Origin of the sequence: Frankia sp. R43, from assembly GCF_001306465.1 — a bacterium.
GTDB classification, from domain to species: domain Bacteria; phylum Actinomycetota; class Actinomycetes; order Frankiales; family Frankiaceae; genus Parafrankia; species Parafrankia irregularis.
This window is the reverse complement of sequence record NZ_LFCW01000002.1, coordinates 1,051,640-1,072,888: the sequence shown is the minus strand read 5'-3', so window position 1 is coordinate 1,072,888 and position 21,249 is coordinate 1,051,640. Positions and strand designations below refer to the sequence as shown.

Genomic DNA, 21,249 nt, shown 5'->3' with positions numbered 1-21,249 from the left:
GCGCCTGGTGAGGCAGGCACCACTCAGATGCCCGGCGGGGTCGGCGAACCGGACCCGCCGGGCATCGCCATGGCGGCCGCGGCCGCGTCGAGGGCGTTGATGAAGCGGACGAGCAGGGGTGTCTCGCTGGACTTCCGCCACATCGCGTGCAGCGCCAGCCGGGGAGTCGGATCCACCAGCGGGATATAGGTCATCGGACGGCTCACATGCGGACCTGTCTGGCGGCGCTCGCGGTCCACGCCGGTGGTGAAGGCGACCATCGCGCGCGCCGCGACCAGCGCGTTCGCATGCCAGGGGTCGGAAACGACGTCGGCGACCTTCAGGTCGACGCCCGCCTGCATCGCACTGCTCGCGATGGCGTCGTACATCATCGGGCTCTGCGCGCGTTCGAACAGGATGCACGGCCGGTTCGCGAGATCACTGAAACGGACCGCGCTGAGGCCCGCGAGGCGGTCGGAGGAAACAACGACCACCTGAACCCGGATCGGGTGCAGCCAGTGGGCGGACAGGTCGGAGGTGGACGGCTTGCCGGACGTGATCGCCATATCGAGCTCGCCGGCCTCGAGGGCGGCCAGCTGCGGGCCTGTCCGTAGCTGCTGCAGCTGGACGTGAACCCGCTGCGATTCGCCCTGAAACGCGCTCACCGCGCCCGGCAATACCGTCCTGCTGGCGACGACGCTGTACCCCACCTTGATGGACCCTATACGTCCGACGGCCGCGAGCTGGGCGTTCTCACGAGCCTGCTCGAATTCGGCGATGGCATTGCGCGCCTTCATCAGGAACGCCTCGCCGCTCGGCGTCAGCTCGACTTTCCGGGAGGTTCGGTTGACCAGCTGGACCGCGAGGTCACGTTCCAGGATCTGGATGTGTTGGCTGAGTGTCGGCTGGGTGACGTGAACACGTTTCGCGGCGCGGCTGAAGTGCAGCTCCTCAGCCACGGCGAGGAACGACCTGATGTGTTTGATCTCCATCACGATCTCACTTTGTAGCAGCTGGTCAGGGGTCGGCCCTGCATTGACGGTGGTCGGCCGGTGCCGCCGCGCCCACCTCATTCGCCCGACAGCGAGCCGACAGCCGACCCGACGACGCGGCCCGTCGACACCCGATGAGGATCACGGTCGGTCCGGAGTGTGGCTTGCTGCCAGCTGGGTGTCCGTGTTCCGTCAGCTCCTGGTTTTCAGGTTCAGTTGGCTGCGGCAAAAATGCCGATGGAGTCCGGTAACATCAATTCTGACCATTGCCACGACACCACGCATGCACGCCGAATGCTATTGGCCGATTCTGAACCACGGGTGACGACGGGCCGAAATGTTGGCACCTCCGTAACGGTCAGCATTTACCGGCGGCCGGGCGGCTCTCGGTCCCACGCCGCTCCAGCTACGCCCGACCTACCACCCCACGACCACCACGGTAAGGGCCGACATGAAGATCGACACAAGTTACCGTGGAGTAATGGAACGTGTCCGAGGGGGGACTCGGCCACTACACACACGCCTTCAACCGGCACACGAACTTTCCAGCCCTCAGGTCGGCGGGCGACCGATGACTGTGACACCGACCAGACCTTGATCCGGAACATCCGCCCACAGACACTGCGAACTCGCCCTCGACATCAACCCGAGGCGGATGTCGCGCCCACCGCCCACTCCGCGCCGGTGGTGGCACCGCCGCACCCGCGGCACGGCAGGCTCCCAAGGTCCGCACCGTCACCCGGTGGATCCTCACGCACTCCGACCACCTGGACGAGCACGAGACCTTGGCGCTACAGACGATCCTCTCCCGTTGCCCGGGCCTCCAGAAGACCGCCGGCCACGTCACCGCTTTCGCGCAGATGCTCATCGGTCGTCACGGGGACCGGCTCAACAGCTGGATCGCCGCTGTCGACGCCGACGACCTGCCCTAACTTCACCGCTTCACCTGTGGCCTCCTGCGCGACCACGACGCCGTCCTCAACGGGCTTACCCTGCCGCACAGCTCCGGACAGGTCGAAGGCACCGTGAACCACATCATTCTCTGGAATCTGATTTGTCAATAGATGCCCGTTCGAGGAGCTTGTTCACCCATTCTCGCTGCTCGGGGGTGTCCGGGACGGTCTGCCCGCGGGCTTGTTCGAGCTGCTGCCAGGCGATGGTGGGGTCGACGTCGTTGAGGATCAGTATCGCGGCGGCGAGCAGGGACGCGCGGCCAATCCCGAACCGGCAGTGGGTGACGATATGTGCGCCGCGTCGGAGCTGCTCGGCGAGGTGGCGCAGGGCGGGTAGGACGGCGGCGAGTTCGGGGACCTGGCGGTCTGGGATGGGAAGGGCGACGAACCGCAGGCCGGCGTTGCGTGCCGCCGAGGCTTCTTCGGAGAGGCCGAGTTCGTCGAGTTCGTGCTGGGTGAGCGCGCAGACCAGAAGGTCGACGCCGGCGGCGGCCAGCGCGGCCATCTCGTCGTCAAGCCAGTCGAGGCCACGAGGTTTGGCCATGATGCTCAACCGGCCCGGGCCTGGCTGGTGGACCGTGTAGAGAGTCGGGCGCATGTCAGCGATGCTTCCGATCAGCGGGGCGGGCTGGACTTGACGGTCAACGGTAGCGGCGTGCCGGGCTCGGCGCGGAGTTCGCGACGGTCATCGCACCAGCGCAGGGCTTGACCCGGCGGTCTCGGTGAGCTGCCGCACCCGGAAGGCATGGATGTGGTCCATACCGCGGCTGAGCTTGTCGGCCAGGTCCCGGCCGGACACGGGGCCGGACGGGGTCCTGTTCGGCGCGGCGCGCGCGGCGCCCCTCGGCCTCGATTTCCGGCCTGGTGAGCGCGGGGGTTGCCGCCCCGGAGGGGCGGCCTTGAACCCGTACAGAAGATTGGCGACGATCTTTCCGGTCCGCCTGTCCTGTCTCGGTAGATGCTTGTCAGGTGCGTCCCACCTGATGGTTGACCTCGGTCGTGTTCGGCTTTGCTGTGGCGCGTCGTGTGGGGGTGGCGTCGCCGTGGGAGGCCGGGATTGGCCCTGGTTGAGTTGTCGGTTGTCGAGCAGCGGTATCGGGCTGTGTTGGCGGTCGAGCGTGGCGAGCCGGTGACGGTCGTGGCGGCGCAGTTCGGGGTGTCGCGGCAGACGGTGCATGCCTGGGTGGTCCGGTATCGGGCGGCGGGGCTGTCGGGGTTAGCGGATCGGTCCCGGCGGCCGGAGTCGTGTCCGCATCAGGCGTCGCCGGAGGTGGAAGCGGCGGTGTGTGAGCTGCGGCGGGAGCATCCGCGGTGGGGTGCGCGCCGGCTGGTGCATGAACTGGCGCGGACGGCGCCTGCGGGGATGGTGGTGCCGTCGCGGATGACGGTCTACCGGATCCTGGCCCGGCATGGGCTGACCGAGCCGAAGGCCAGACGGCGGCGCCGGGAGGACTATGTGCGCTGGGAACGTCCAGTGGCGATGGCGCTGTGGCAGATGGACATCGTCGGTGGGGTGTTCCTGGTCGACGGGACGGAATGCAAGGTGGTGACCGGCGTCGATGACCATTCCCGGTTCTGCGTGATCGCCTCCGTGGTGAGTCGGGCGACGGGGCGGGCGGTGTGTCAGGCGTTCGCCGGTGCGCTGGGCCGGTTCGGGGTGCCGGAGGAGGTGCTGACGGACAACGGCAAGCAGTTCACCGACCGGTTCGGCCATGGCGGGGAGGTGCTGTTCGACCGGATCTGCCGGGACAACGGGATCGCGCACCGGTTGACGCAGCCGGCGTCACCGACGACGACAGGGAAGGTGGAACGGTTCCACCTGACGCTGCGCCGGGAGCTGCTCGACCATGCGGTGCCGTTCGCGTCGCTGGCTGACGCGCAGGCCGCGGTGGACCGGTGGGTTGTCGAATACAACATCCGCAGGCCGCACCAGGCGTTGGACATGGCCTGCCCTGCGGACCGGTTCAGCGAGACCGCGCGTGCCCGCCAGGAGGCCGATCCGTTGCCGCCCCGGCTGCCGGCGATCCTGGGCCTGGCCGATCCGGCGCCAGTCTCGACGGAGACCACGGGGCCGGCCGGTGCGGTCACGGCCCCCGACGACGACCCCCGGCCTGTCCAGGTCGTCTATGACGGCGGGCCAGTCGAGTTCGAGCGGATCGTGCCGAACTCGGGGAACCTGGGGGTCGCGGGCCGGCAGTTCTGGCTGGGCCAGGCCCGCGCCGGGCTGACCGTGACGTTCTGGGCGGATCACGATGTGATCCACCTGCTGATCGCCGGGGTTCGGATCAAGTCTTTGCGGTCGCACCTGTCGAGCGCGGACCTGGCCGCGCTGGCCGCCGACGGCGGGCGCCCCGCCGGGCCCGCCCCGTTGCCCGCCGCGGAGGCCGACGGGACGGCGTGGGAGATCGACCGGACGATCAACCGTTTCGGGTCGGTCAGTGTCGGCGGCAAGGTGGTCCTGATCGCGGAGATCCTCGCGGGCCGCCGGGTCACGATCCGGGTCGAGCCGGCGACGTTGACCGTGTTCGATCCGCAGACCCGGGAACTTCTACGGACCCGCACGAACCCGATCCCCGTGGAGCGGCTCGCCCGGCTCCAGGGCGCCCGTCCCGCCGGCCCACCACCCCGACCGTCCGTCGAACCGATCACCGTGCAGCGACGCACAGACCCGATCGGCCGGATCATGATCGCCGGGCAGCGGCTCAATGTCGGCCGCGAACACGGCGGGGCCATCGTGACCGCGCACGTCTCCGACACCACGATCACGATCGAACTCGATCCCACGACACGGTGGACCTTCGCCCGGACCACCAGCAAGCCGGTCCGGAGCATGAAGGCCTACCGCCCCCGCACCACCAACGTTTCCTAGATCGACTGTCAACCATGAGCCGGGACGAAACCGTCAAGCATCAGGTGGGACTAGACACTCCGGTCCGCCTGGCCTGCTCGGTGCTGCCGGTGTGGCTCGGCGGTCAGGTGATCAGGCGGCTGGTGTAGCCGGCTTCGGTGAGTTCGCGGTATGCGTCGCGGACGTTGTCGGGGATGGGCTGGGGGATGGCGTGGCCGCGTTCGGCGTAGAGCCAGATGCGTTGGGTGTCTCCGACGAGCATGGACACGACGCGGTCGGCGTCGCCGATGCTGGCGATGTAGTCGTCCAGAGTGACCGGTAGGGATGCGCACCGGACGTGTACGTCTGGCCAGAGTTTGCGGCAGGTGGCGTAGGCGCGGCGCTGCTGGTAAGGCCTGGAGATCAGCGTCACGGACCTGGGTGTGATGCCGTGGGCGGTGAGGAGGTCGCGGGTTCGGGTGATGTTCTCGCCGGTGTTGCGGGCGGTGGTCTCGATGAGGATGGCGGCGTCGGGAACGTTCAGGGTGAGGGCGTGTTCGCGGTAGTGGACCGCTTCGCCGCGGGGGAAGGTGTCGATGGTGGTGGGGGCGTTGGCGCCGGTGAACACGATCCGAGGGAACAGGCCGCGGTGGTAGAGGGTGGCGGTGCAGGTGGCGACGCTGAGGTCGTGGCTGCCCAGGCCGATGCCGATGTCGGTGGGCTGGGGGTCGTGGTGCAGGTCGTGGTAGTTCCAGAGCACTTCGACCGGGCCTCGTATCGCCGTGGGCAGTGTCGCGGTTGGGGTCATGGGCGGTGGGTGCTGTCGGGTACCGGGAACCGGTAGGACCAGGCAAACCGTGACGCGGCGTGGACTCCGACGGCGTATTCGACGGGCGTCTGTTCGGCGGTGAAGGTGGTCCGGTGCAGCTCGACGACGGGTTCGCCGGGCGGTAGCTGCAAGGTCGTGGCCTCGTCGGGGGTTGGCATTCGTGCCCGGAGGTCTTCTTCGATCCAGGCGGGCTCGAGGCCCTGTTCGTACAGGACCCGGAATCCCCCACCGGGACCGGCGGGGCCGGCGGTGTCCTCGGTGAGGCGGGTGCCCTCGACGTGCTCGGGCCGGTAGTAGCTGGTGAGCGTGTGCGTGGGCTCGTCGTTCTCGCGGATCAGGCGCGCGCGTTCGTACACGTCAGCGCCTTCGGGGATCCCGAGTGCCGTGGCGACGTCGGGTGGTGCGGGAAGGCGGCAGACCGTTTGCGTCTGGTCGCCGGGTTTCCAGGTCCGACCGGAGGCGATCCGGTCGGCGGCGAACGCGACCAGATCGGCGTCGCGCCACTTGGCCTTGTCGTACCGGTCGATCCCGAGTCGGCGCAGATGTGGCCGGGAGCGGACGTAGACACCGGCTCCGGTTCTGCCGCTGACCAGGCCTTCTTCCTTGAGACGGGTCACGGCGAGGCGGGCCGTCTCGGTCGCGACGCCGTAGCGCCGGGCCAGTTCGGCGGTCGAAGGTAGCGCGGTCTCCGGGGCAAGGCGTCCGGTGGTGATCTGCTCGCGGAGATCGGCCCAGATCCGATCAGATGCCCCGCGCCTGCTGCTGCTCATTGCGCGAGTGTAGAGGCTTCCTAGGAAGGTCTTGACCTACCTAGGAGGGTGGGGCAGGCCTGGTCAAGCTTCCTAGGAAGATTTCCGCTAGGAGGTGGCAACAAGAGAACGCGAGTGGCACCGGTTCCGATGGCCGGCACTGGCGCGCTGTTCTCTGACTGTCCCGGGTGTGGCGTCGGACCACACACATCCATGTCCTGGCCGTGCCCGGGGCCGTCGATCCGCCGGGCAGATCGTCTGCCTGTTTGCCGATGACTGGGGGTGCGGGTGAAGGCATGGAACCTGGATGAGCTACTTGGTCGGCGCTTCGAGGTGCCCGTGTATGGCCGTGAGCGCCTGGCGTGGCGTCGGGCGTCGGGTGCGGCGGCAGTGGAGGTCGCATCGCTGGGGGGGACATGAACCCCCACGCCTGATCCCGGCGGCGACAAGCGGTCAGGGCAGGCCGGCGCCGGGTACCGGGACGCGGAGGGTTTCCACCACGGAGGTTCGGGCGCCGGCGAGGGCGTCGGCGCTCCAGTTCTTCGCGCTGAGCAGGAACAGGGTCCGGCGGTCGTCGCCGCCGAGGGTGCAGGCGATGGCCATGCGTTCGCCGGTGCTGATCCGGTCCGTCACCTCGCCGCCGGGCAGGATGCGGCGGAACTCGTGGGCGAGGGGGAACGCGGCCCAGATCGCGCCGGCCGCGTCGAGGGCGATGCCGTCCGGGGCGGCGTCCGGGGTGGTCGCGACCGTCCGGGGGTGTGCGAGGTTGCCCTGGTCGTCGAGGTCGAACGCGGTGAGGCGGCGGCCTTTGGACTCGGCGACGATCAGCGTCCGACCGTCGGGGGTGATGACCGTGCCGTTGGGGAACTCCAGGCCGGTCGCGGCGATCGCGGCCGAGCCGTTGAGGGCGACCCGCACGATCACGCCGGTGCCTGGCTCGGTGTTGTAGCTGCCGACGTAGGCGGTGCCGGTCGTGTCGACCACCATGTCGTTCAGTTCGTCCGACACCAGGTGCGCTAGATCCGCGTGCACCTGGTACGAGGCGCCCTCGGACGAGCCGTCGGTGGTGAAGCGCAGCAGTGCCCGGCGCTTCATGGCCACGACCAGCACGGATCCGTCCGGCAGGAAGCCGAGGCCTGACGGTTTCTCGCCGGGCAGGGCCAGAACCTTGGTGGTCTTTCCGTCCAAGGTCGCGGTGTGGACGGCCTCGCCGTGCATGTCGGAGAACCAGAGCCGGCCGGCGTGCCAGCGGGGGCCCTCCGCGAAGACGAGGCCGTCGGTGAGCAGCGACGGGCGGGTGCCCGCCGGCTCGAGCGTCGTCATGGGTGCGCTCCCCCGCTCAGCCGAGGAGGGTGGCGAGCCGGGTGCGGTCGGCCTCGTCGAGCCGGCGCAGCGGCTCGCCCTTGCCCGGGCGCCAGACCACCTGGTCGGCCTGCCAGGCCTCGCGCCGCAGCCGCATCTTGTCGATCTTCATGCTGGCGAGCTTCGGCAGCTCCTGCGTCACGCGGACGAACGCCGGGACCCACTTGGGGCCGAGGTCGGGCTGGTCGGCGAGGAAGGCGTCGAAGGCCGCCGGGTCGAACTCGGCACCGCCGCGCAGCTCGAGGGCGACCATGACCCGGTCGCCCACCGGGTCGTCGGGGACGGCGTAGACGGCGACGGAGCGCGCGTCCGGGTAGCGGCCCACGATGGCTTCGACGGGGGCGGCGGCGAAGTTCTCGCCGTCGACGCGCAGCCATTCGTTGGAGCGGCCGGCGAAGTACAGCCAGCCGTCGGCGTCGCGGTAGGCGAGGTCGCCGGACCAGTACCAGCCGTCGCGGAAACGGGCCTGGGTGGCCGCCTCGTTGCGGTAGTAGCCCTCGAACCCGCCGGTCGGGGCGGTCTCCACGATCTCGCCGACGGCGATGTCCAGGTTGGTGGGACGTCCGTCCGCGCCGAGCGTGACCGGCGGGCATTCGAGCCCGGTGTCGGGGTCGAGCACCTTCACCGTCGGGTCGGCGACGCCCAGCGCGCCTTCGGGCATCGCCGGGTCGCGGCGGATGATGATGATGCCCTCGGTGGAGCCGTAGCTGTCCCGGACGGTGCAGCCGAAGCGGCGGGCGAAGTCGCGGATGTCGCGCGCGGAGGCCTCGTTGCCGACCGCGAGCCGCAGCGGGTTGTCGGCGTCGTCGGGCCGCTCGGGGGTGGCGAGGATGTAGTTGAGCACCTTGCCGGTGTAGGTGATCATGGTCGCGCCGAAGCGGCGGACGTCCGGCAGCGTGTTGGAGGCGGAGAACTTCGACCGGGTCGCGATCGGGATGCCGGCGTTCAGCGCGGACGACCAGCCGGTGAACAGCGAGCTGGAGTGGAAGAACGGCAGCGGGGAGTAGACGACGTCACCCGCGCCCAGCTGTGCGATCTTCGCGACGTGCGCGCCGGTGCGGGCGTACCGGCCCTGAGTGCAGCGCACCGCCTTCGGCAGGCCCGTCGAACCCGAGGTGAAGATCAGCAGGAGCAGGTCGTCGGGCGCGGCCTGCCGCCGCGGCGGCTGCGCCGGCTGGCGGGCGACCAGCGCGATGTGGTCGGGATCGTCGATCAGCAGCACCCGGTCGGCGGCGACACCGGTGTCCACGCCGGCCAGCAGCGGCTGCTGACCGGTCGAGGTGACCAGCAGCTGGCAGTCGCTGTGCCGGATCAGCTGGCCGAGTGCGTCCCCGCGGTAGGTCGAGTTGATGCCGACGACGACCGCCCCGGACAGCGCGGCCGCGGCCAGCCAGAACAGGTAGTCGGGCTCGTTCTCCAGCAGGACGCCGATGTGCGGGGGGCGGTCGGCGTCACGCAGCTGCTCGAACAGCGCTGCGCGGCGGGACGCCTCCTCGACCAGCTCGCGGTAGCTCCACTGCCGGTCAGCGACCAGTAACGCGGGCTCGTCCTGCCCGGCCCGCGCCAGCAGGACATCCGCGACCGTGGTCGCGGACGCGACGGCGGCCGCAGCCGTGACCGCAGCCACGTCTGCCGTGGTCGCCGTGCCCGCGCCTGCCGCTTCCTGCGCGCCCCCGGTCGCCGCTGCTGGCATGGCTGTCTCCTTCGAAGTCTGACTCTCTGGCACGGACCGGGCGTGGTTACGTCACCACAGGCTGGCGATGGGCTCCAGCATGCTCAGGTCGGCCGGTTCGATGATCATGGTGGTGACCGGGCCGTCGCGCCAGGCGGCGAGCTGGTCGGCGATCCGCTCGAGCGGCCCGACCAGTGCCAGGTCGTCGACGAGCTCGTCGGGGACGGCCGCGCAGGCTCCGGCGCGGTCGCCGCTGAGGAAGAGGTCCTGGATGTGGCCGGCCTCGGCCTCGTACCCGTAGCGGGAGACCAACGCCGCGTAGAAGTTCGTCTTCTTCGAGCCCATCCCGCCGATGTGCAGCGCGATGCGCGGACGGACCTGGTCACGGCACTTGTCGAGGTCGTCGCCGACGCAGGCCAGGACGGTCGGGGCGACCTGGAACCCGGCCGGCGCCTTGGCCAGGGTCTCACCCCAGGCCGCGCTCCAGCGGGTCGGGCTCCACAGGTATGGCAGCAGGCCGTCGGCCTCGGCGACAGTCATCGCCACGTTCTTCGGGCCCATCGCGGCGACGAGGATCGGCGTGTCCGGGGCGGGCGGCATCGTGGAACGCAGCGGCCGGCCCTGGCCGGTGGCATCCGCCCCCGCGTAGGGAATCGTGTAGATCGAGCCGGCGAACTCCAGCCGCTCCTTCGCCGCGAGCGCCTTGCGCAGCACGGCCAGGTACTCGCTGGTCATCCGCACCGGCTGGCGGAACGGGACACCGTGCCAGCCCTCGACGACCTGTGGCCCGGAGGCGCCGAGCCCGAGGGTGAGCCGGCCGCCGGAGAGCTGCTGCAGCGTCAGGGCGGTCATCGCCGTGGTCGCCGGCGTTCTGGCCGGGATCTGGGCGATGGCGGTGCCGAGCCCGAGCCGGGAGGTGACGGCCGCGATGACGCCCAGCGGCGTGAACGCGTCGTTACCCCACGCCTCGTTGGTCCAGACCGAGTCGTACCCCGACTCCTCCGCCCGCCGCGCGACCGCGGCGAGGGTGGCCGCGTCACCGCGGATTCCGGCGAGACTGAGCCCTAGCGCAACCTTTGACACCGACACTCGCGCACAATAACTTTTTTGCAACTTCGATGTCAATTTCGAAGTTCGAGCCTTTTCGATCTTGAACAGTTTTTCGATCTTGATGTCAATATTGTCCCATCTTGATGTTGTTCGTCGTGGGAGGAACCAGTGGATCTGGCAGGGCGTTCGGCGATCGTCACCGGCGGAGCGGGCGGGCTGGGCGCCGCCTGCGTCCGCCACCTCACCGGCATCGGCCTGAAGACCGTGGTCTTCGACCTGCACGAGGGCCGCACCAAGGAGCTCGCCGACAGCATCGGCCCGGCCGCCGCCGCGGTGAGCGGTGACGTCACCGACGACGACGCGGTCCTCGCCGCCATCGCCGCCGCGCAGGATCTCGGCGTCCTGTCGGTCGTCGTGAACGTCGCCGGCGGCGGCATCGCCGGGCGCACCGTAGCCCGCGACGGGACGCCGCACGACAAGGACGCGTTCGTGAAGGTCATGAACATGAACGCGATCGGCACGTTCAACGTGACCCGGCTCGCGGCGTCCGCGATGAGCCGCAACGAGCCCACCGAGGACGGGGAGCGCGGCGTGGTGGTCAACACCGCCTCCATCGCGGGCCTCGAAGGGCAGGCCGGCCAGCTCGCCTACGGCGCGGCCAAGGCGGCCATCCTCGGCATGACGCTGCCGATGGCCCGCGACCTCGCTCCGGCCGGCATCCGGGTCTGCGCGATCGCGCCGGGCACCATGGGCACGCCGATCATGCTCGGCGCACCGGACGCCCTGAAGGCACGCCTGGTGGAGACCATCCAGTTCCCCAAGCGGATGGGCAAGCCCGAGGAGTTCGCCCTGCTGGTGGAGTCGATCGTGCGCAACCCCTACCTCAACGGCGAGAACATCCGCCTCGACGGCGCCCTGCGCTTCCCGCCCAAGTAACCCAGGCCCCAGGCAAACCCAGGTAGTCGTCCGGTCGAGATCGAGGAGATCCCCCGTGACCGAAGCAGTCATCGTCTCCACCGCCCGCACCGCGATCGGCCGGACCCGCAAGGGAAGCCTCGTCGGCCTCGACGCGTTCCAGCTGGCCGAGGCCGTCGTCCCGGCCGTCCTGGAACGCAGCGGCGTGCCCGCGGCGGACGTCGACGACATCGTCCTCGCCGAGTCGTACCAGGGCGGCGGGGTGATCGCCCGCAACATCGCCGTCCGGCTCGGCCTGCTCAATGCCTCCGGCGCCGCGACGAACCGGCACTGCGCCGGCGGCCTGACCGCCGTCACGTTCGCCGCCGGCAGCATCCGCGCCGGCATGGACCGCGTCGTCATCGCCGGCGGCACCGAAAGCCTCACCAACGCGGCCCGCAGCTCGAAGCGGGACGCCACCGGCGAGTACCAGCCCTGGATGGCCCCGTCGCACCCGGAGACGCCGGAGGCCCCCGCGTTCGACATGTCCATCACCGTCGGCGAGAACACCGCCCGGGAGATGAGCCTGACCCGCCGCGACGTCGACGAGTGGACCGTCTACACCCACGAGCGGGCGCTGGCCTCCATCGACTCCGGCGCCTTCGTCGACGAGATCATCCCGTTGGACGTCACCCTGCCCGACGGGACGACCAAGCGGTTCGACACCGACGAGCACCCCCGCCGCGGCACCACCCTGGAACGCCTCGCCACGCTGCCCCTGTTGCATCCCGAGCTGCCGAACGCGACCGTCACCGCCGCGAACGCCGCCGGTCTCAACGACGCCGCCGCCGCGGTCACCCTGACCAGCGACGACTACGCCGCAGCCCACGGCCTCACCCCGCTGGCCCGCATCCGCTCCTGGGCCACCGCCGGCATCGACCCGGCACTGACCGGCCTCGCGCCCACCCTCGCGATCCCCCGCGCGCTCGACCGCGCCGGGCTCACCCTCGCCGACATCGACCTGTTCGAGATCAACGAGGCGTTCTGCGCGGTGCCGGTGGCGGCCGTGCGCAAGCTCGGCATCCGCCCCGAGATCGTCAACGTGAACGGCAGCGGGGCGAGCCTCGGTCACCCCATCGCCGCCACCGGCGCGCGGATGGTCGTCACCATGGTCGGCGAGCTTCGCCGCCGCGGCGCCACCCTCGGCTGCGTCTCGATGTGCGCCGGCGGCGGGATGGGCGCCGCCATGATCATTGAGATCATCTGACCCACCGCCCCGCGCCGGCCGGCATCTCCCGCCGGCATCTCCCTCGAATCATCGCCGCACCTGGTCAGAAACCGGCCACCGACGGCAATGATTCTGCCGGCGCCGGATAGTCTGCCTGCATTCCGCAAGGAAAAGGTAGCCAACGGCGCCGGCAGGTACGGGGAGGCGGTCTGTGTCCGAGGTCGATGAGTCGAGGTCGCGGTGACAAGCGGCAGCGGGCCGCTGGTCCATTCGTTGGCCGAGGCGGAGGTGCAGGCCCTCGCGGCCGTCTACTCCGAGCGGATTTCCGCTGGTCAGCTGCTCCGGCAGGCTGGCCTGGAACCCGAACGGCAGCCGCAGGGGACGTCGACCGCGATCGAGTACTGGCATGCGGTCAACGCCACGCTCCACCAGGGCGCGCTCCCCGATGCCCGCCGCAGGATTCTCGCCATCGCGGCTCACGCCTACCCCGCCAACCAGGCATTCGAGACGGGGCTGGCCGCCGCCCAACACGGCGAACTCGTGAGCAGCCCGCGCCGGGACACCGGCCAGGCGCCGCGCGCGGATGGTGAACTGCCCACGAACGGCACCGTCATCGCCTTCGACGCCGTCGGCTACAGCGATCTCAACATGCTGGAGCAGAAGCAGCTGCGCGACGGGCTGCGCGGAATCATCGAGGGCGCCCTAGCCGAGGCCCGAATACCCCCCGCGCCGCTGCGGCAGGACCGCGGCGACGGCTTCCTCATGGTGTTCTCGGCCGACACCCCGAAAGCGCGGATCGTCGCCGACTTCGTCCGCGAGCTCGGCATCACGCTGAACGAGTACAACGCGACCCGCAACAAGCTCGGCCGGATCCGGCTGCGGGTATCGATCCATGAGGGCGACATCCTCGAGCACGGCACCGGCTGGGCCGGTGACACCGTGGTGATCGCCGCGCGGCTGGTCGACTCGACACCCATCCGTCAACTGCTGCAGCAGGATCCGGACGCGGAGCTGGCGCTGATCCTCTCCGCCACGCTGTTCGACTCCGTGGTCGCCCGCCGGCTGCGCGGGCTCTCCCCGGGCGACTTCCGCGAAGTCGACGTGACGGTGAAGAAGTTCTCCGCCACCGCCTGGCTGACCCTTCCCGGCCGCCCACTGCCCCCCGCGCCAACCCGCCCGCCGGCCAGCCCCACCAGCAGCCCTGCGGGTGCGGAAACCCCGACCACTCCCGCAGGCACAGCGGCCCGCCCGGCCAACCCGAGCAGCCCGGATGACCAGGGCATTCCGGATGTTCCGGGCAGTACGGATGTTCCGGTTCAGGCGGACGGCGCCAAGTGGGATTTCTTCGTCTCCGCGCTCAGTACCGACAAGGCGTGGGGAGACTGGATCACGTGGTACCTGCAGGCGCAGGGATACCGCGTCCGTCACGAAGCCTGGGATCCTGCGGGCACCAACTACTACCTGGCACTCCAGGAAGGCCTGGAGTACTCGGAACGCACGATCGTCGTGCTGTCACGGGCCTATCTCGCCTCGGATGCGGTCGGAGCCGCCTGGGGAACCGCGTTCGGCCGCGACCCGGGCGGACGGCACCGCAGGCTGATCCCCGTCAGGATCGAGGACTGCGAGCCCAAAGCATTGCTGGGCGGCATCCGGTACATCGACCTGGTTCCCTTCAAGGAGGACCCCGCCGGCGCCCAGGAGCACCTGATCGAACAGATCCGCCGGTCGGTCGAAGGTGGTTACCGCCCCGTCGATCCGCCGCCGTTCCCACGCGCACCGGCGTAGGAATCCCACGGACATCGGGCCCGGGGATCCGCCGATCAAGGTTGGAACGGCCAGTAGATCACCTGGTAATGTGCGCCGAGCAAAATCTCGGAGCTCATCAGGGAGAGAAGTGGCTTTTCGTTTTGGCGCGGCAGGGTTCGGTGGGCACGTCGGCGCCGTCACCACCGCGGCCGCGCTGACATTCGCCTTTACGCTCGGCGGGTGCGCGGCAAAGGACGACAGCGGTTCCAGCGCACCGGCGGTGACATCTGCCAGGCCGGCGGCAACAACAGCCGCGCGCGCGCTGAAGGCCACGGACTATGTCTACACCGGGGGGCCGGAGACCAGCGGCTTCGAGCAGGAGCCCGGCACCGATGGCCCGGGCTCCGCGGAACGCGCGGAGCTGGCGGGATGCGAGAACACCTTCGGTTCCTCTCCGGATTCGATCAGCTGGGCGAACGGGCCGACGCTGACCAGTGGCGACGCGACCGTCGTCGTGTACTCCGAGGTGGACATCCTGCCCGCGAAGGAGGTCGAGGACGACGTCGCGGCAGTGCGCACTCAGAAGTTCCACGACTGCCTCCTCGAGGATGTCAAAGGGTCCGCCGCTGGCGACACGGAGAATCCCACCCAGGGCACGCAGGTGATTGATGGAGTCCAGGAGCGGGACGTCCCGCTCCCGGACGGCGCGGCGGCCCGATTCTCCTTCGCGGAGAACCAGACGACCGAGGGCGAGACCACCCTCGTCTACACAGAGTTTCTGCTCTTCGGGAAGGGCCAGGTAAGGTCCATGGCCATGGTGATGAGCGCACAGAACCCGGCTGACGACCTCGTCACCGCCGTCGCCGCCCAGATGGTCGCGATGCTGGACCAGCAGTAGCACTCCAGCATCGCCGTGGCCGCCGGCCACCCGCGCCGAAGAAAGGTGGGGGAAACCCCACCAGAAAAACACCAGGCGGCCGGCGGTCACGGAAAGCAGGCAGCGCCTAGCGTTCCGCATCATGACCTCCCACCCCGACCGGCAGGTACGTTTCCGGTGGTCGCGCCTGCATCGTGCCAGCTTCCTGGCCGTGTCCGGAGCAACGGCTGCCGCTCTCATGGCGCCACCGATCGGCGCTGTTCCCGCGTTCGCCACCGACCACCCCGGGCACTGGGCTGTCCAGGATCACGACGGCACGGCCGGCCACCGCGTCCCGTCGCGTGGAGATCTCGTCTCTTCGATCCCACTCACAACATTGGCGGCTCGGGCCGACGTCGAGGCGTTTCTGCGTGCGCAGAGCTTCGACGCCGGCACCGTCCGGTATGGCGTCAGCACGTTCCGGCTGGTGTACCGGACGGTCGACGCCCACGGCGCACCGACCACGGCCAGCGGCCTGCTGGCCATACCGGAGAACGACAACCGGCGCCTGCGGCCGGTCCTCTTCGCGCACGGAACGCAGATCTTCAAGGGTGACGCGCCCTCGACGTCCTCCGACGGATTTCTCACCGGTCCGCCGATCACGTTCGCCGCCGCCGGTTTCGCGGCGGTGGCAGCCGACTATCTCGGCCTCGGTGAGGGACCGGGGCCGCACCCGTGGATGGACGTCCCGTCGGAGACGACCGCGTCGCTCGACCTGCTGCGGGCCGCCCGCTCGTTCCTGGCCGGCCGTGGGACCCAGCTCGGGCGGGACGTGCTGGCCACCGGGTTCTCCCAGGGCGCGTCGGCCGCGCTGGGGCTGGGCCGAGCCCTGCACGACGGCGCGGACCCGTGGTTCCGGCTCGGTGCCCTCGCACCGATCAGCGGTGGCTACGACTTCCAGAACGCCCAGATCCCGGCCATGCTGGGCGGCGAGCTGCATCCGAAGTTCTCCGTGGCCTACACGGCGTACCTGCTGGTCGCCTACAACCGGCTTCATCACATCTACGACGCACCGGCCGCGATATTCCAGCCGTCCTACGTGGACGTCGCCGAACTGTTCGACGGAACCCACCAGGGCCTCGAGGTTCTCAACGGACTTCCCGACACACTGGCGGACCTGCTGACACCCCAGGGTTTCGCGCTGCTGGCCCAGCCCTCCGGCGCGTTCGCGCAGGCGCTGACGGTACTCGACAGCGTCTGTTCGGGCTGGGCTCCGGCCGCCCCGTCCCGGCTGTATTACAGCCCTGGTGACGAGCAGGCGGCGAACCTCAACACCGTCCACTGCCAGGAGCGGTTCGCCGCCGGCGGCAGCCGGGTTCGGCTTGTCGACCTGGGGGTCAACCGTGACTACAGCGGCTTCGTGCACGAGGGATCCGAGCTGCTCGGCACAGCCGCGATCGTCCGCTGGTTCCTGACCCTCTGAACAGACGAGCCCCCACCGCGGCCGCGCTTCCTCCGTTCCCTTTCAGGCGCCCCGGTTCCTGAAAAGGAACGGAGATGTCGCGCTGACCGCCTGCCTACCTCGGTGCGCGCAGGCCGTCGAAGAGCACGGCGTTGAGACGCGCGAACCGGTCGGGGGCCCCCTCTGCGTCCGCGTGGCGCAGAGTGGCGAAGGCCCCCGCCAGCAGGGCGAACAGATCGTCGACGTCGATGTCGCCGCGGACTGCGCGGTCCCGCTGCGCGCGCTGGAGAAGGTCGTGCAGAGTCTCGCGCAGACGAGCCGCGACGTCGGGCGCGGCGGTTCGTATATCGAAGTCCGTTCCGGCGAGCGCGGCCTTGAGCGGCCTGCTCTCGATGCCCTCCGCCAGCATTCGGGCCAGCATGGCAAGCAGCGCCTCACGGGAATCGGCATTCGTGGCGTATGTGGCGGCATCCGCGACGAGCTGTTCCACCTGGTCGACGACGACCGCCGCGAACAGCGCCTCCTTGGTCGGGAAATGACGGTGCACCGTGCCCGCGCCGACGCCCGCACGTCGGGCGATCTCGTCCAGCGGAACGGACAGGCCGTCGGCGGCGAACAGGTCACGGGCGGCGCGGAGCACTCGCGCCCGGTTTCGCCGCGCGTCAGCCCGCAGTGGACGCCCGGAGAGCGACGTGCCCGGGTCTGTCTCTGCCGCCGCCGTGCCTGCGATGCCCGTCCGGTCCGTCATGGCACCGCACTCCCTTCCACCTTCGCGGCCGGCTACGTTCCTGCGCGTTCCACAGTCTGCGCCACGAGCTCCCGGCACGAAGCGGGGCGCCGCCCCGTACAGTGTGGTCACCACTAAGCGGGGCGGCGCCCCGGATAGATGGAGGAGATCCTGTGGAGTACGCACTGCTGGGACGATCCGGCCTCAAGGTGTCGCGGCTGGCACTTGGGACCATGAACTTCGGCGCCGGTCCCGGCGCGCCCTGCGACGAACCGGAGGCACGCCGGATCATCGACGCATTCCTCGACCGGGGCGGCAACGTCATCGACACAGCCGACATCTACACCGGGGGACGTTCGGAAGAGGTCGTCGGACGCGCCATCGCCGCCCGCCGGGACTCGGTCGTACTGGCCACCAAGGGCGCTGGCCCGCTGGGCCCGGGCCCGAACGACCGCGGCCTGTCCCGACGCCATCTCAGCCGTGCGCTGGACGCCAGCCTCCGCCGCCTGGGCACCGATCACGTCGATCTCTACCAGTGCCACAGCTGGGATCCGGACGTGCCCGTCGAGGAGACGATGACGACCCTGGACGGGTTCGTCCGCCAGGGCAAGGTCCGCTACATAGGCTGCTCCAACTACACCGCCAGCCAGATCATCGAGTCCCAGTGGGCGAGTCAGCGGCTGGGAACGACGCCCTTCATCAGCCTCCAGCCCCACTACTCGCTCCTCGCCCGCGAGATCGAAGCCGAGATCCTGCCGGCCTGCTCGCGCCACGGCCTGGGCGCCATCGCCTACGGACCGCTCGCTGGTGGCGTGCTCGCCGGCCGGTACCGACGCGGTGCCCAGCCCGCACCGGGCAGCCGCCTGCACCAGTGGCTCGCCTTCAACCCCACCGCCGCCCGCTGGGCGGCCACACTCCTGCGCGACCGGAGCTTCGACATCGCCGACGGCGTCACGGAGGTCGCCGACCATCTCGCCACCACCCCGTCAGCCGTCGCCATAACGTGGGCTCTGCGGCGTCCCGGCATCACCTCGGTGATCCTCGGCCCACGCACCATCGACCAGCTCACCGACAACCTCGCAAGCCTCGACCTCGACCTGCCGACCGATCTCGCCGCACGGCTCGACGACCTCTCGGCACCGCCCAACAGGCCCGTCACCGGCCTACCCGTCACCCTGCAGGAGGAGCGGTAATGCCCGGTACGTCCGAGATCGGCCTGCTCAGGCTGGTGGCGCAGCGGCTCGCCGGGGAGCCCGCGGCGACACCGGCCGAGGCGGTGCGCACGCTCGGCGGCCTGCAGGCGCAGGAGCGGCGAAGCCTGCTGATGTCCGTCGCGCTGCGCACCACCACCCGCAACCAGGCTGGCGTGGCAGCCGCCTTCGACGCCGGCGAGCTGGTCACCAGCTGGCCGATCAGGGGCACGCTGCATACCGTCCCCGCGGAGGATCTCGGCTGGCTCACCGCGCTCACCGCTCCCCGGCTGGCCACCCTCGCCGCCCGGCGCCGAGCCGAGCTCGGACTGGACTCCGCCGTCTTCGAGCAGGCCCGCACGCGGGCCGTCGAGGCGCTGGCCGGGGGCCGCCGCCTGCTCCGGGACGAGCTGTACGCCGTCTGGGAGGCCGCGAGCATCGTCACCGGTGGCCAGCGCGGGTATCACCTGATCGTCCACCTGGCAGAGACCGGAACGCTCTGCCTCGGCCCAGCCCAGGACGGGCAGCAGGCCTTCGTCCTGGTCACCGAGTGGGTGCGCCGGCCCCGGCAGCTGGACCGGGACGAGGCTCTCGGCGCGCTGGCGCTCGCCTACTTCCGCGGGCACGGGCCGGCCAGCCGAGACGACTTCGCGAAGTGGACGAAGCTGCTGGCGGCGGACGTCCGCACCGCCGTCGCGGTGGCCCGGCCAAGCCTCGCCGGTCTGGACGTGGACGGCGTCGAGCACCTGATGGACCCGCTCACCCCGGAACGCCTGGCGGCCTGCCGGGACGAGGCCCGCGCCGTCCACCTGCTGCCCGCGTTCGACGAACTGGTGCTCGGCTACACCGACCGGTCCGCGATGCTCGGCCGCGAGGACTTCCAGCGGGTCGTCCCCGGCGGCAACGGTGTGTTCCGACCGACCGTCGTCCATGACGGCCGCATCGTCGCGACCTGGCAACGGCGCCGGCCACGCGGCCGCGGGGACACGATCGAGACTTCGCCGTTCACGAGCCTGAGCGCACCCGTGCGCGCGGAGATCGACCGGGTCGCCACACTCCTGCCCTGACCGGCCGCGGCCGGCGCCGAACCAGAACCCTCAATGGCACCTTACGGCAGGTGCTCGACTGTATTCACAGCGCGAACGAGCGGTTCCGGCTAGCTTGATCGCCCAAAGGTGTGCGTGTGCTGTCGAGGGGGACGCCCATGACCATCCGACACAAGATGCCAATCCTTGTCGCGGGCCTGTTATCAGTGCTGGCCGCACTCACCGCGACGGCGGGAACCGCAGGCGCGGCCAGCCCGGCCGCCGCGCCGGGCCTCGCCGCGACGCTGGCGGCTCAGGCCGCCGCCTCATCCGGGCCGTTGTGCTCCCCGACTCCACCGGCGACACCGGCGTCTGGGGTCGGCACCGCGCAGTTCACCTTCAACCGCGAGTTCCTGCTGGCGCTCGCCAGGGCGGGTGTGATCGCCTACGCCACCGCGCCCGGCCAGACCAGCGTGTGCCTGAACCCGCTCTCGGAACGGCTCACCTTCCCGCTCGAGCCCCCGCAGCGCGGTGCCGGGTCGATCACCGCGCAGATCGACGGCCAGCTCGTCTTCCGCAGGGTCCTCACCGGCGCGACGGTGTCGCTGAGCCTGCGCACCTTCAGCCACACGGCGGTCGGAAACTGGATCCTCATCAACGCGGATGTGCCGCTCGCCGAACAGATCCTGTTCTCCGTCGGGCTGCCCGACGCGACCGGTGCCTACCCGCTCGGGTTCTCCCGTCCCGAGGTGGTCAGCGTGCCGCTCGGCGTCACGTTCACCTTCCACGGGCAGGCCGGCACCGTGACCACCGCCTACCCCACACCCTGACCCGCGACGCCGCAGGCACCGGGATCCTCGCCGCGGGCCACGTCTGACCGGAGGAACGTAGCGCGCGAGCCCCGTCCTTCAGGGCGGGGTCAGCGCATCGGGGCTGGCCTTCGATGGCCTTCGATGTGCTCGCGCGGCAGCGCGATGGGGGCTCCACCGGCGGAGACCGCGAAGTATGACGGCGACCAGAAACGCCCCCGTATCGAGGCGTGGTTCACCCGGCCGGTGAACTCGGCCCGTGGCATCCGCGTGGACACGCCCTTCGGAGAGTTCACGAGCGCGGACACGGCGACCTTCGGTGGGTGTTCGACCGGCAGGTGCACATGGTCGTCTTCGCCGTCGAACGCGACCAGGCGGGTGCCGAAGTCGGCGCGTACGTCGCGCATCGTCCGTTCGTAGGCGTCGAGCATCGCCTCGTCGAACACGCCACGCCGGTACTTCGCCAGAAAACCAAGTGGACGTGAAGTGCAGAAACCACATGCCTACCACGCCGATAGTCGTCGGAGATGTCCATAGGGCAAGCATGATCGGTGGTATGCCGATCGTGCGGTACCGCTACCGGGCCTATCCCGAACCGGGGCAGGTTCAGGCGCTCGCGCGGGCGTTCGGCTGCGCCCGGGTCGTGTTCAACGACGCGATCCGGCTGCGCGACGAGGCGCTACTCGACGATCGGTAGTACGACGCCGACCCGCATCGCGCCAGTACGCACGAACGCCCTCCCCCCGGAAAACGGCCGAGATCGAGCGTACGTCGGCAGCCCGGGCTAGGGGCCGAATTCGGCGGCATTCTTATGGACCTGCGCAGATCCCCACGCCACCGCCTGACGAAATCCGGACTTCTGTCCAGATCGCGGGCCAATCGCGACCGCGGCCCGCCGA

General features: G+C 70.1%; 18 protein-coding genes and 2 pseudogenes. 10 read left to right on the top strand and 10 right to left on the bottom strand.

All coding sequences use genetic code 11. The features are described 5' to 3' along the window. Positions 1-23: 23 nt before the first annotated feature. From ACG83_RS12460 to ACG83_RS12450, 3 genes are all read right to left on the bottom strand, one after another. On the bottom strand, positions 24-971 hold the full coding sequence (locus ACG83_RS12460; protein ID WP_054566266.1) for a LysR family transcriptional regulator: 948 nt from the start codon (positions 969-971) through the stop codon (positions 24-26). 791 nt (positions 972-1,762) lie between these two features. Continuing rightward, entirely contained in the window at positions 1,763-1,939 is a 177-nt protein-coding gene (locus ACG83_RS46595) for a hypothetical protein (protein WP_206745187.1), read from the bottom strand. A gap of 67 nt (positions 1,940-2,006) precedes the next feature. Beyond that, positions 2,007-2,468, bottom strand: coding sequence for a hypothetical protein (locus tag ACG83_RS12450; protein WP_200931308.1), 462 nt, complete (start codon positions 2,466-2,468; stop codon positions 2,007-2,009). Positions 2,469-2,996: 528 nt separating this feature from the next. On the opposite strand from ACG83_RS12450, the gene ACG83_RS47905 reads away from it, so the two are divergent. After that, positions 2,997-4,793 (top strand): IS481 family transposase, encoded by a 1,797-nt coding sequence (locus ACG83_RS47905; RefSeq protein WP_369812880.1) that lies wholly within the window; start codon positions 2,997-2,999, stop codon positions 4,791-4,793. Between the two features lie 103 nt (positions 4,794-4,896). Here ACG83_RS47905 and ACG83_RS12440 read toward each other — a convergent pair whose 3' ends face one another. The 5 genes from ACG83_RS12440 to ACG83_RS12420 form a co-directional block, all read right to left on the bottom strand. Continuing rightward, the gene (locus tag ACG83_RS12440) at positions 4,897-5,559 is read right to left on the bottom strand and encodes a YdcF family protein (protein WP_054566262.1); all 663 of its coding nucleotides are present in this window, start codon (positions 5,557-5,559) and stop codon (positions 4,897-4,899) included. Continuing rightward, a complete protein-coding gene (locus ACG83_RS12435; RefSeq protein ID WP_054566261.1) occupies positions 5,556-6,350 on the bottom strand; it encodes a GntR family transcriptional regulator in 795 nt (264 codons plus the stop codon). The genes ACG83_RS12440 and ACG83_RS12435 overlap by 4 nt, the downstream gene beginning before the upstream one ends. Positions 6,351-6,782: 432 nt before the next feature. Beyond that, complete coding sequence (locus ACG83_RS12430; RefSeq protein WP_054566260.1) at positions 6,783-7,652, bottom strand: SMP-30/gluconolactonase/LRE family protein; 870 nt, start codon at positions 7,650-7,652, stop codon at positions 6,783-6,785. A 16-nt stretch (positions 7,653-7,668) separates the two neighbouring features. Next, the gene (locus tag ACG83_RS12425; RefSeq protein WP_054566259.1) at positions 7,669-9,384 is read right to left on the bottom strand and encodes an AMP-binding protein; all 1,716 of its coding nucleotides are present in this window, start codon (positions 9,382-9,384) and stop codon (positions 7,669-7,671) included. Positions 9,385-9,435: 51 nt separating this feature from the next. After that, positions 9,436-10,446 (bottom strand): LLM class F420-dependent oxidoreductase, encoded by a 1,011-nt coding sequence (locus tag ACG83_RS12420; protein WP_054566598.1) that lies wholly within the window; start codon positions 10,444-10,446, stop codon positions 9,436-9,438. A gap of 135 nt (positions 10,447-10,581) precedes the next feature. On the opposite strand from ACG83_RS12420, the gene ACG83_RS12415 reads away from it, so the two are divergent. From ACG83_RS12415 to ACG83_RS12395, 5 genes are all read left to right on the top strand, one after another. After that, the gene (locus ACG83_RS12415; protein WP_054566258.1) at positions 10,582-11,349 is read left to right on the top strand and encodes an SDR family NAD(P)-dependent oxidoreductase; all 768 of its coding nucleotides are present in this window, start codon (positions 10,582-10,584) and stop codon (positions 11,347-11,349) included. A 55-nt stretch (positions 11,350-11,404) separates the two neighbouring features. Then, positions 11,405-12,574, top strand: a complete 1,170-nt coding sequence (locus ACG83_RS12410; protein WP_054566257.1) for a thiolase family protein — start codon at positions 11,405-11,407, stop codon at positions 12,572-12,574. A 201-nt stretch (positions 12,575-12,775) separates the two neighbouring features. After that, positions 12,776-14,320 carry a TIR domain-containing protein gene (locus ACG83_RS12405; protein ID WP_054566256.1) on the top strand — a complete coding sequence of 515 codons (1,545 nt, stop codon included), beginning with the start codon at positions 12,776-12,778 and terminating at the stop codon, positions 14,318-14,320. 109 nt (positions 14,321-14,429) lie between these two features. Further along, on the top strand, positions 14,430-15,179 hold the full coding sequence (locus ACG83_RS12400; RefSeq protein WP_054566255.1) for a hypothetical protein: 750 nt from the start codon (positions 14,430-14,432) through the stop codon (positions 15,177-15,179). 121 nt (positions 15,180-15,300) lie between these two features. Continuing rightward, entirely contained in the window at positions 15,301-16,620 is a 1,320-nt protein-coding gene (locus tag ACG83_RS12395; RefSeq protein WP_200931307.1) for a lipase, read from the top strand. A gap of 94 nt (positions 16,621-16,714) precedes the next feature. Here ACG83_RS12395 and ACG83_RS12390 read toward each other — a convergent pair whose 3' ends face one another. Further along, on the bottom strand, positions 16,715-17,347 hold the full coding sequence (locus ACG83_RS12390) for a TetR/AcrR family transcriptional regulator (RefSeq protein ID WP_063793043.1): 633 nt from the start codon (positions 17,345-17,347) through the stop codon (positions 16,715-16,717). Between the two features lie 152 nt (positions 17,348-17,499). On the opposite strand from ACG83_RS12390, the gene ACG83_RS12385 reads away from it, so the two are divergent. From ACG83_RS12385 to ACG83_RS12375, 3 genes are all read left to right on the top strand, one after another. Beyond that, a complete protein-coding gene (locus ACG83_RS12385; protein ID WP_054566253.1) occupies positions 17,500-18,519 on the top strand; it encodes an aldo/keto reductase in 1,020 nt (339 codons plus the stop codon). After that, positions 18,519-19,583, top strand: a complete 1,065-nt coding sequence (locus tag ACG83_RS12380) for a winged helix DNA-binding domain-containing protein (RefSeq protein WP_054566252.1) — start codon at positions 18,519-18,521, stop codon at positions 19,581-19,583. Before ACG83_RS12385 ends, ACG83_RS12380 begins: the two co-directional genes overlap by 1 nt. 137 nt (positions 19,584-19,720) lie before the next feature. Next, on the top strand, positions 19,721-20,371 hold the full coding sequence (locus ACG83_RS12375; RefSeq protein ID WP_054566251.1) for a hypothetical protein: 651 nt from the start codon (positions 19,721-19,723) through the stop codon (positions 20,369-20,371). 89 nt (positions 20,372-20,460) lie between these two features. Here ACG83_RS12375 and tnpA read toward each other — a convergent pair. Then, positions 20,461-20,885, bottom strand: a pseudogene (gene tnpA, locus ACG83_RS12370) (IS200/IS605 family transposase). A gap of 21 nt (positions 20,886-20,906) precedes the next feature. On the opposite strand from tnpA, the pseudogene ACG83_RS42205 reads away from it, so the two are divergent. After that, a pseudogene (locus tag ACG83_RS42205) lies at positions 20,907-21,029 on the top strand (helix-turn-helix domain-containing protein); the annotation flags it as partial. Positions 21,030-21,249: the final 220 nt, after the last annotated feature.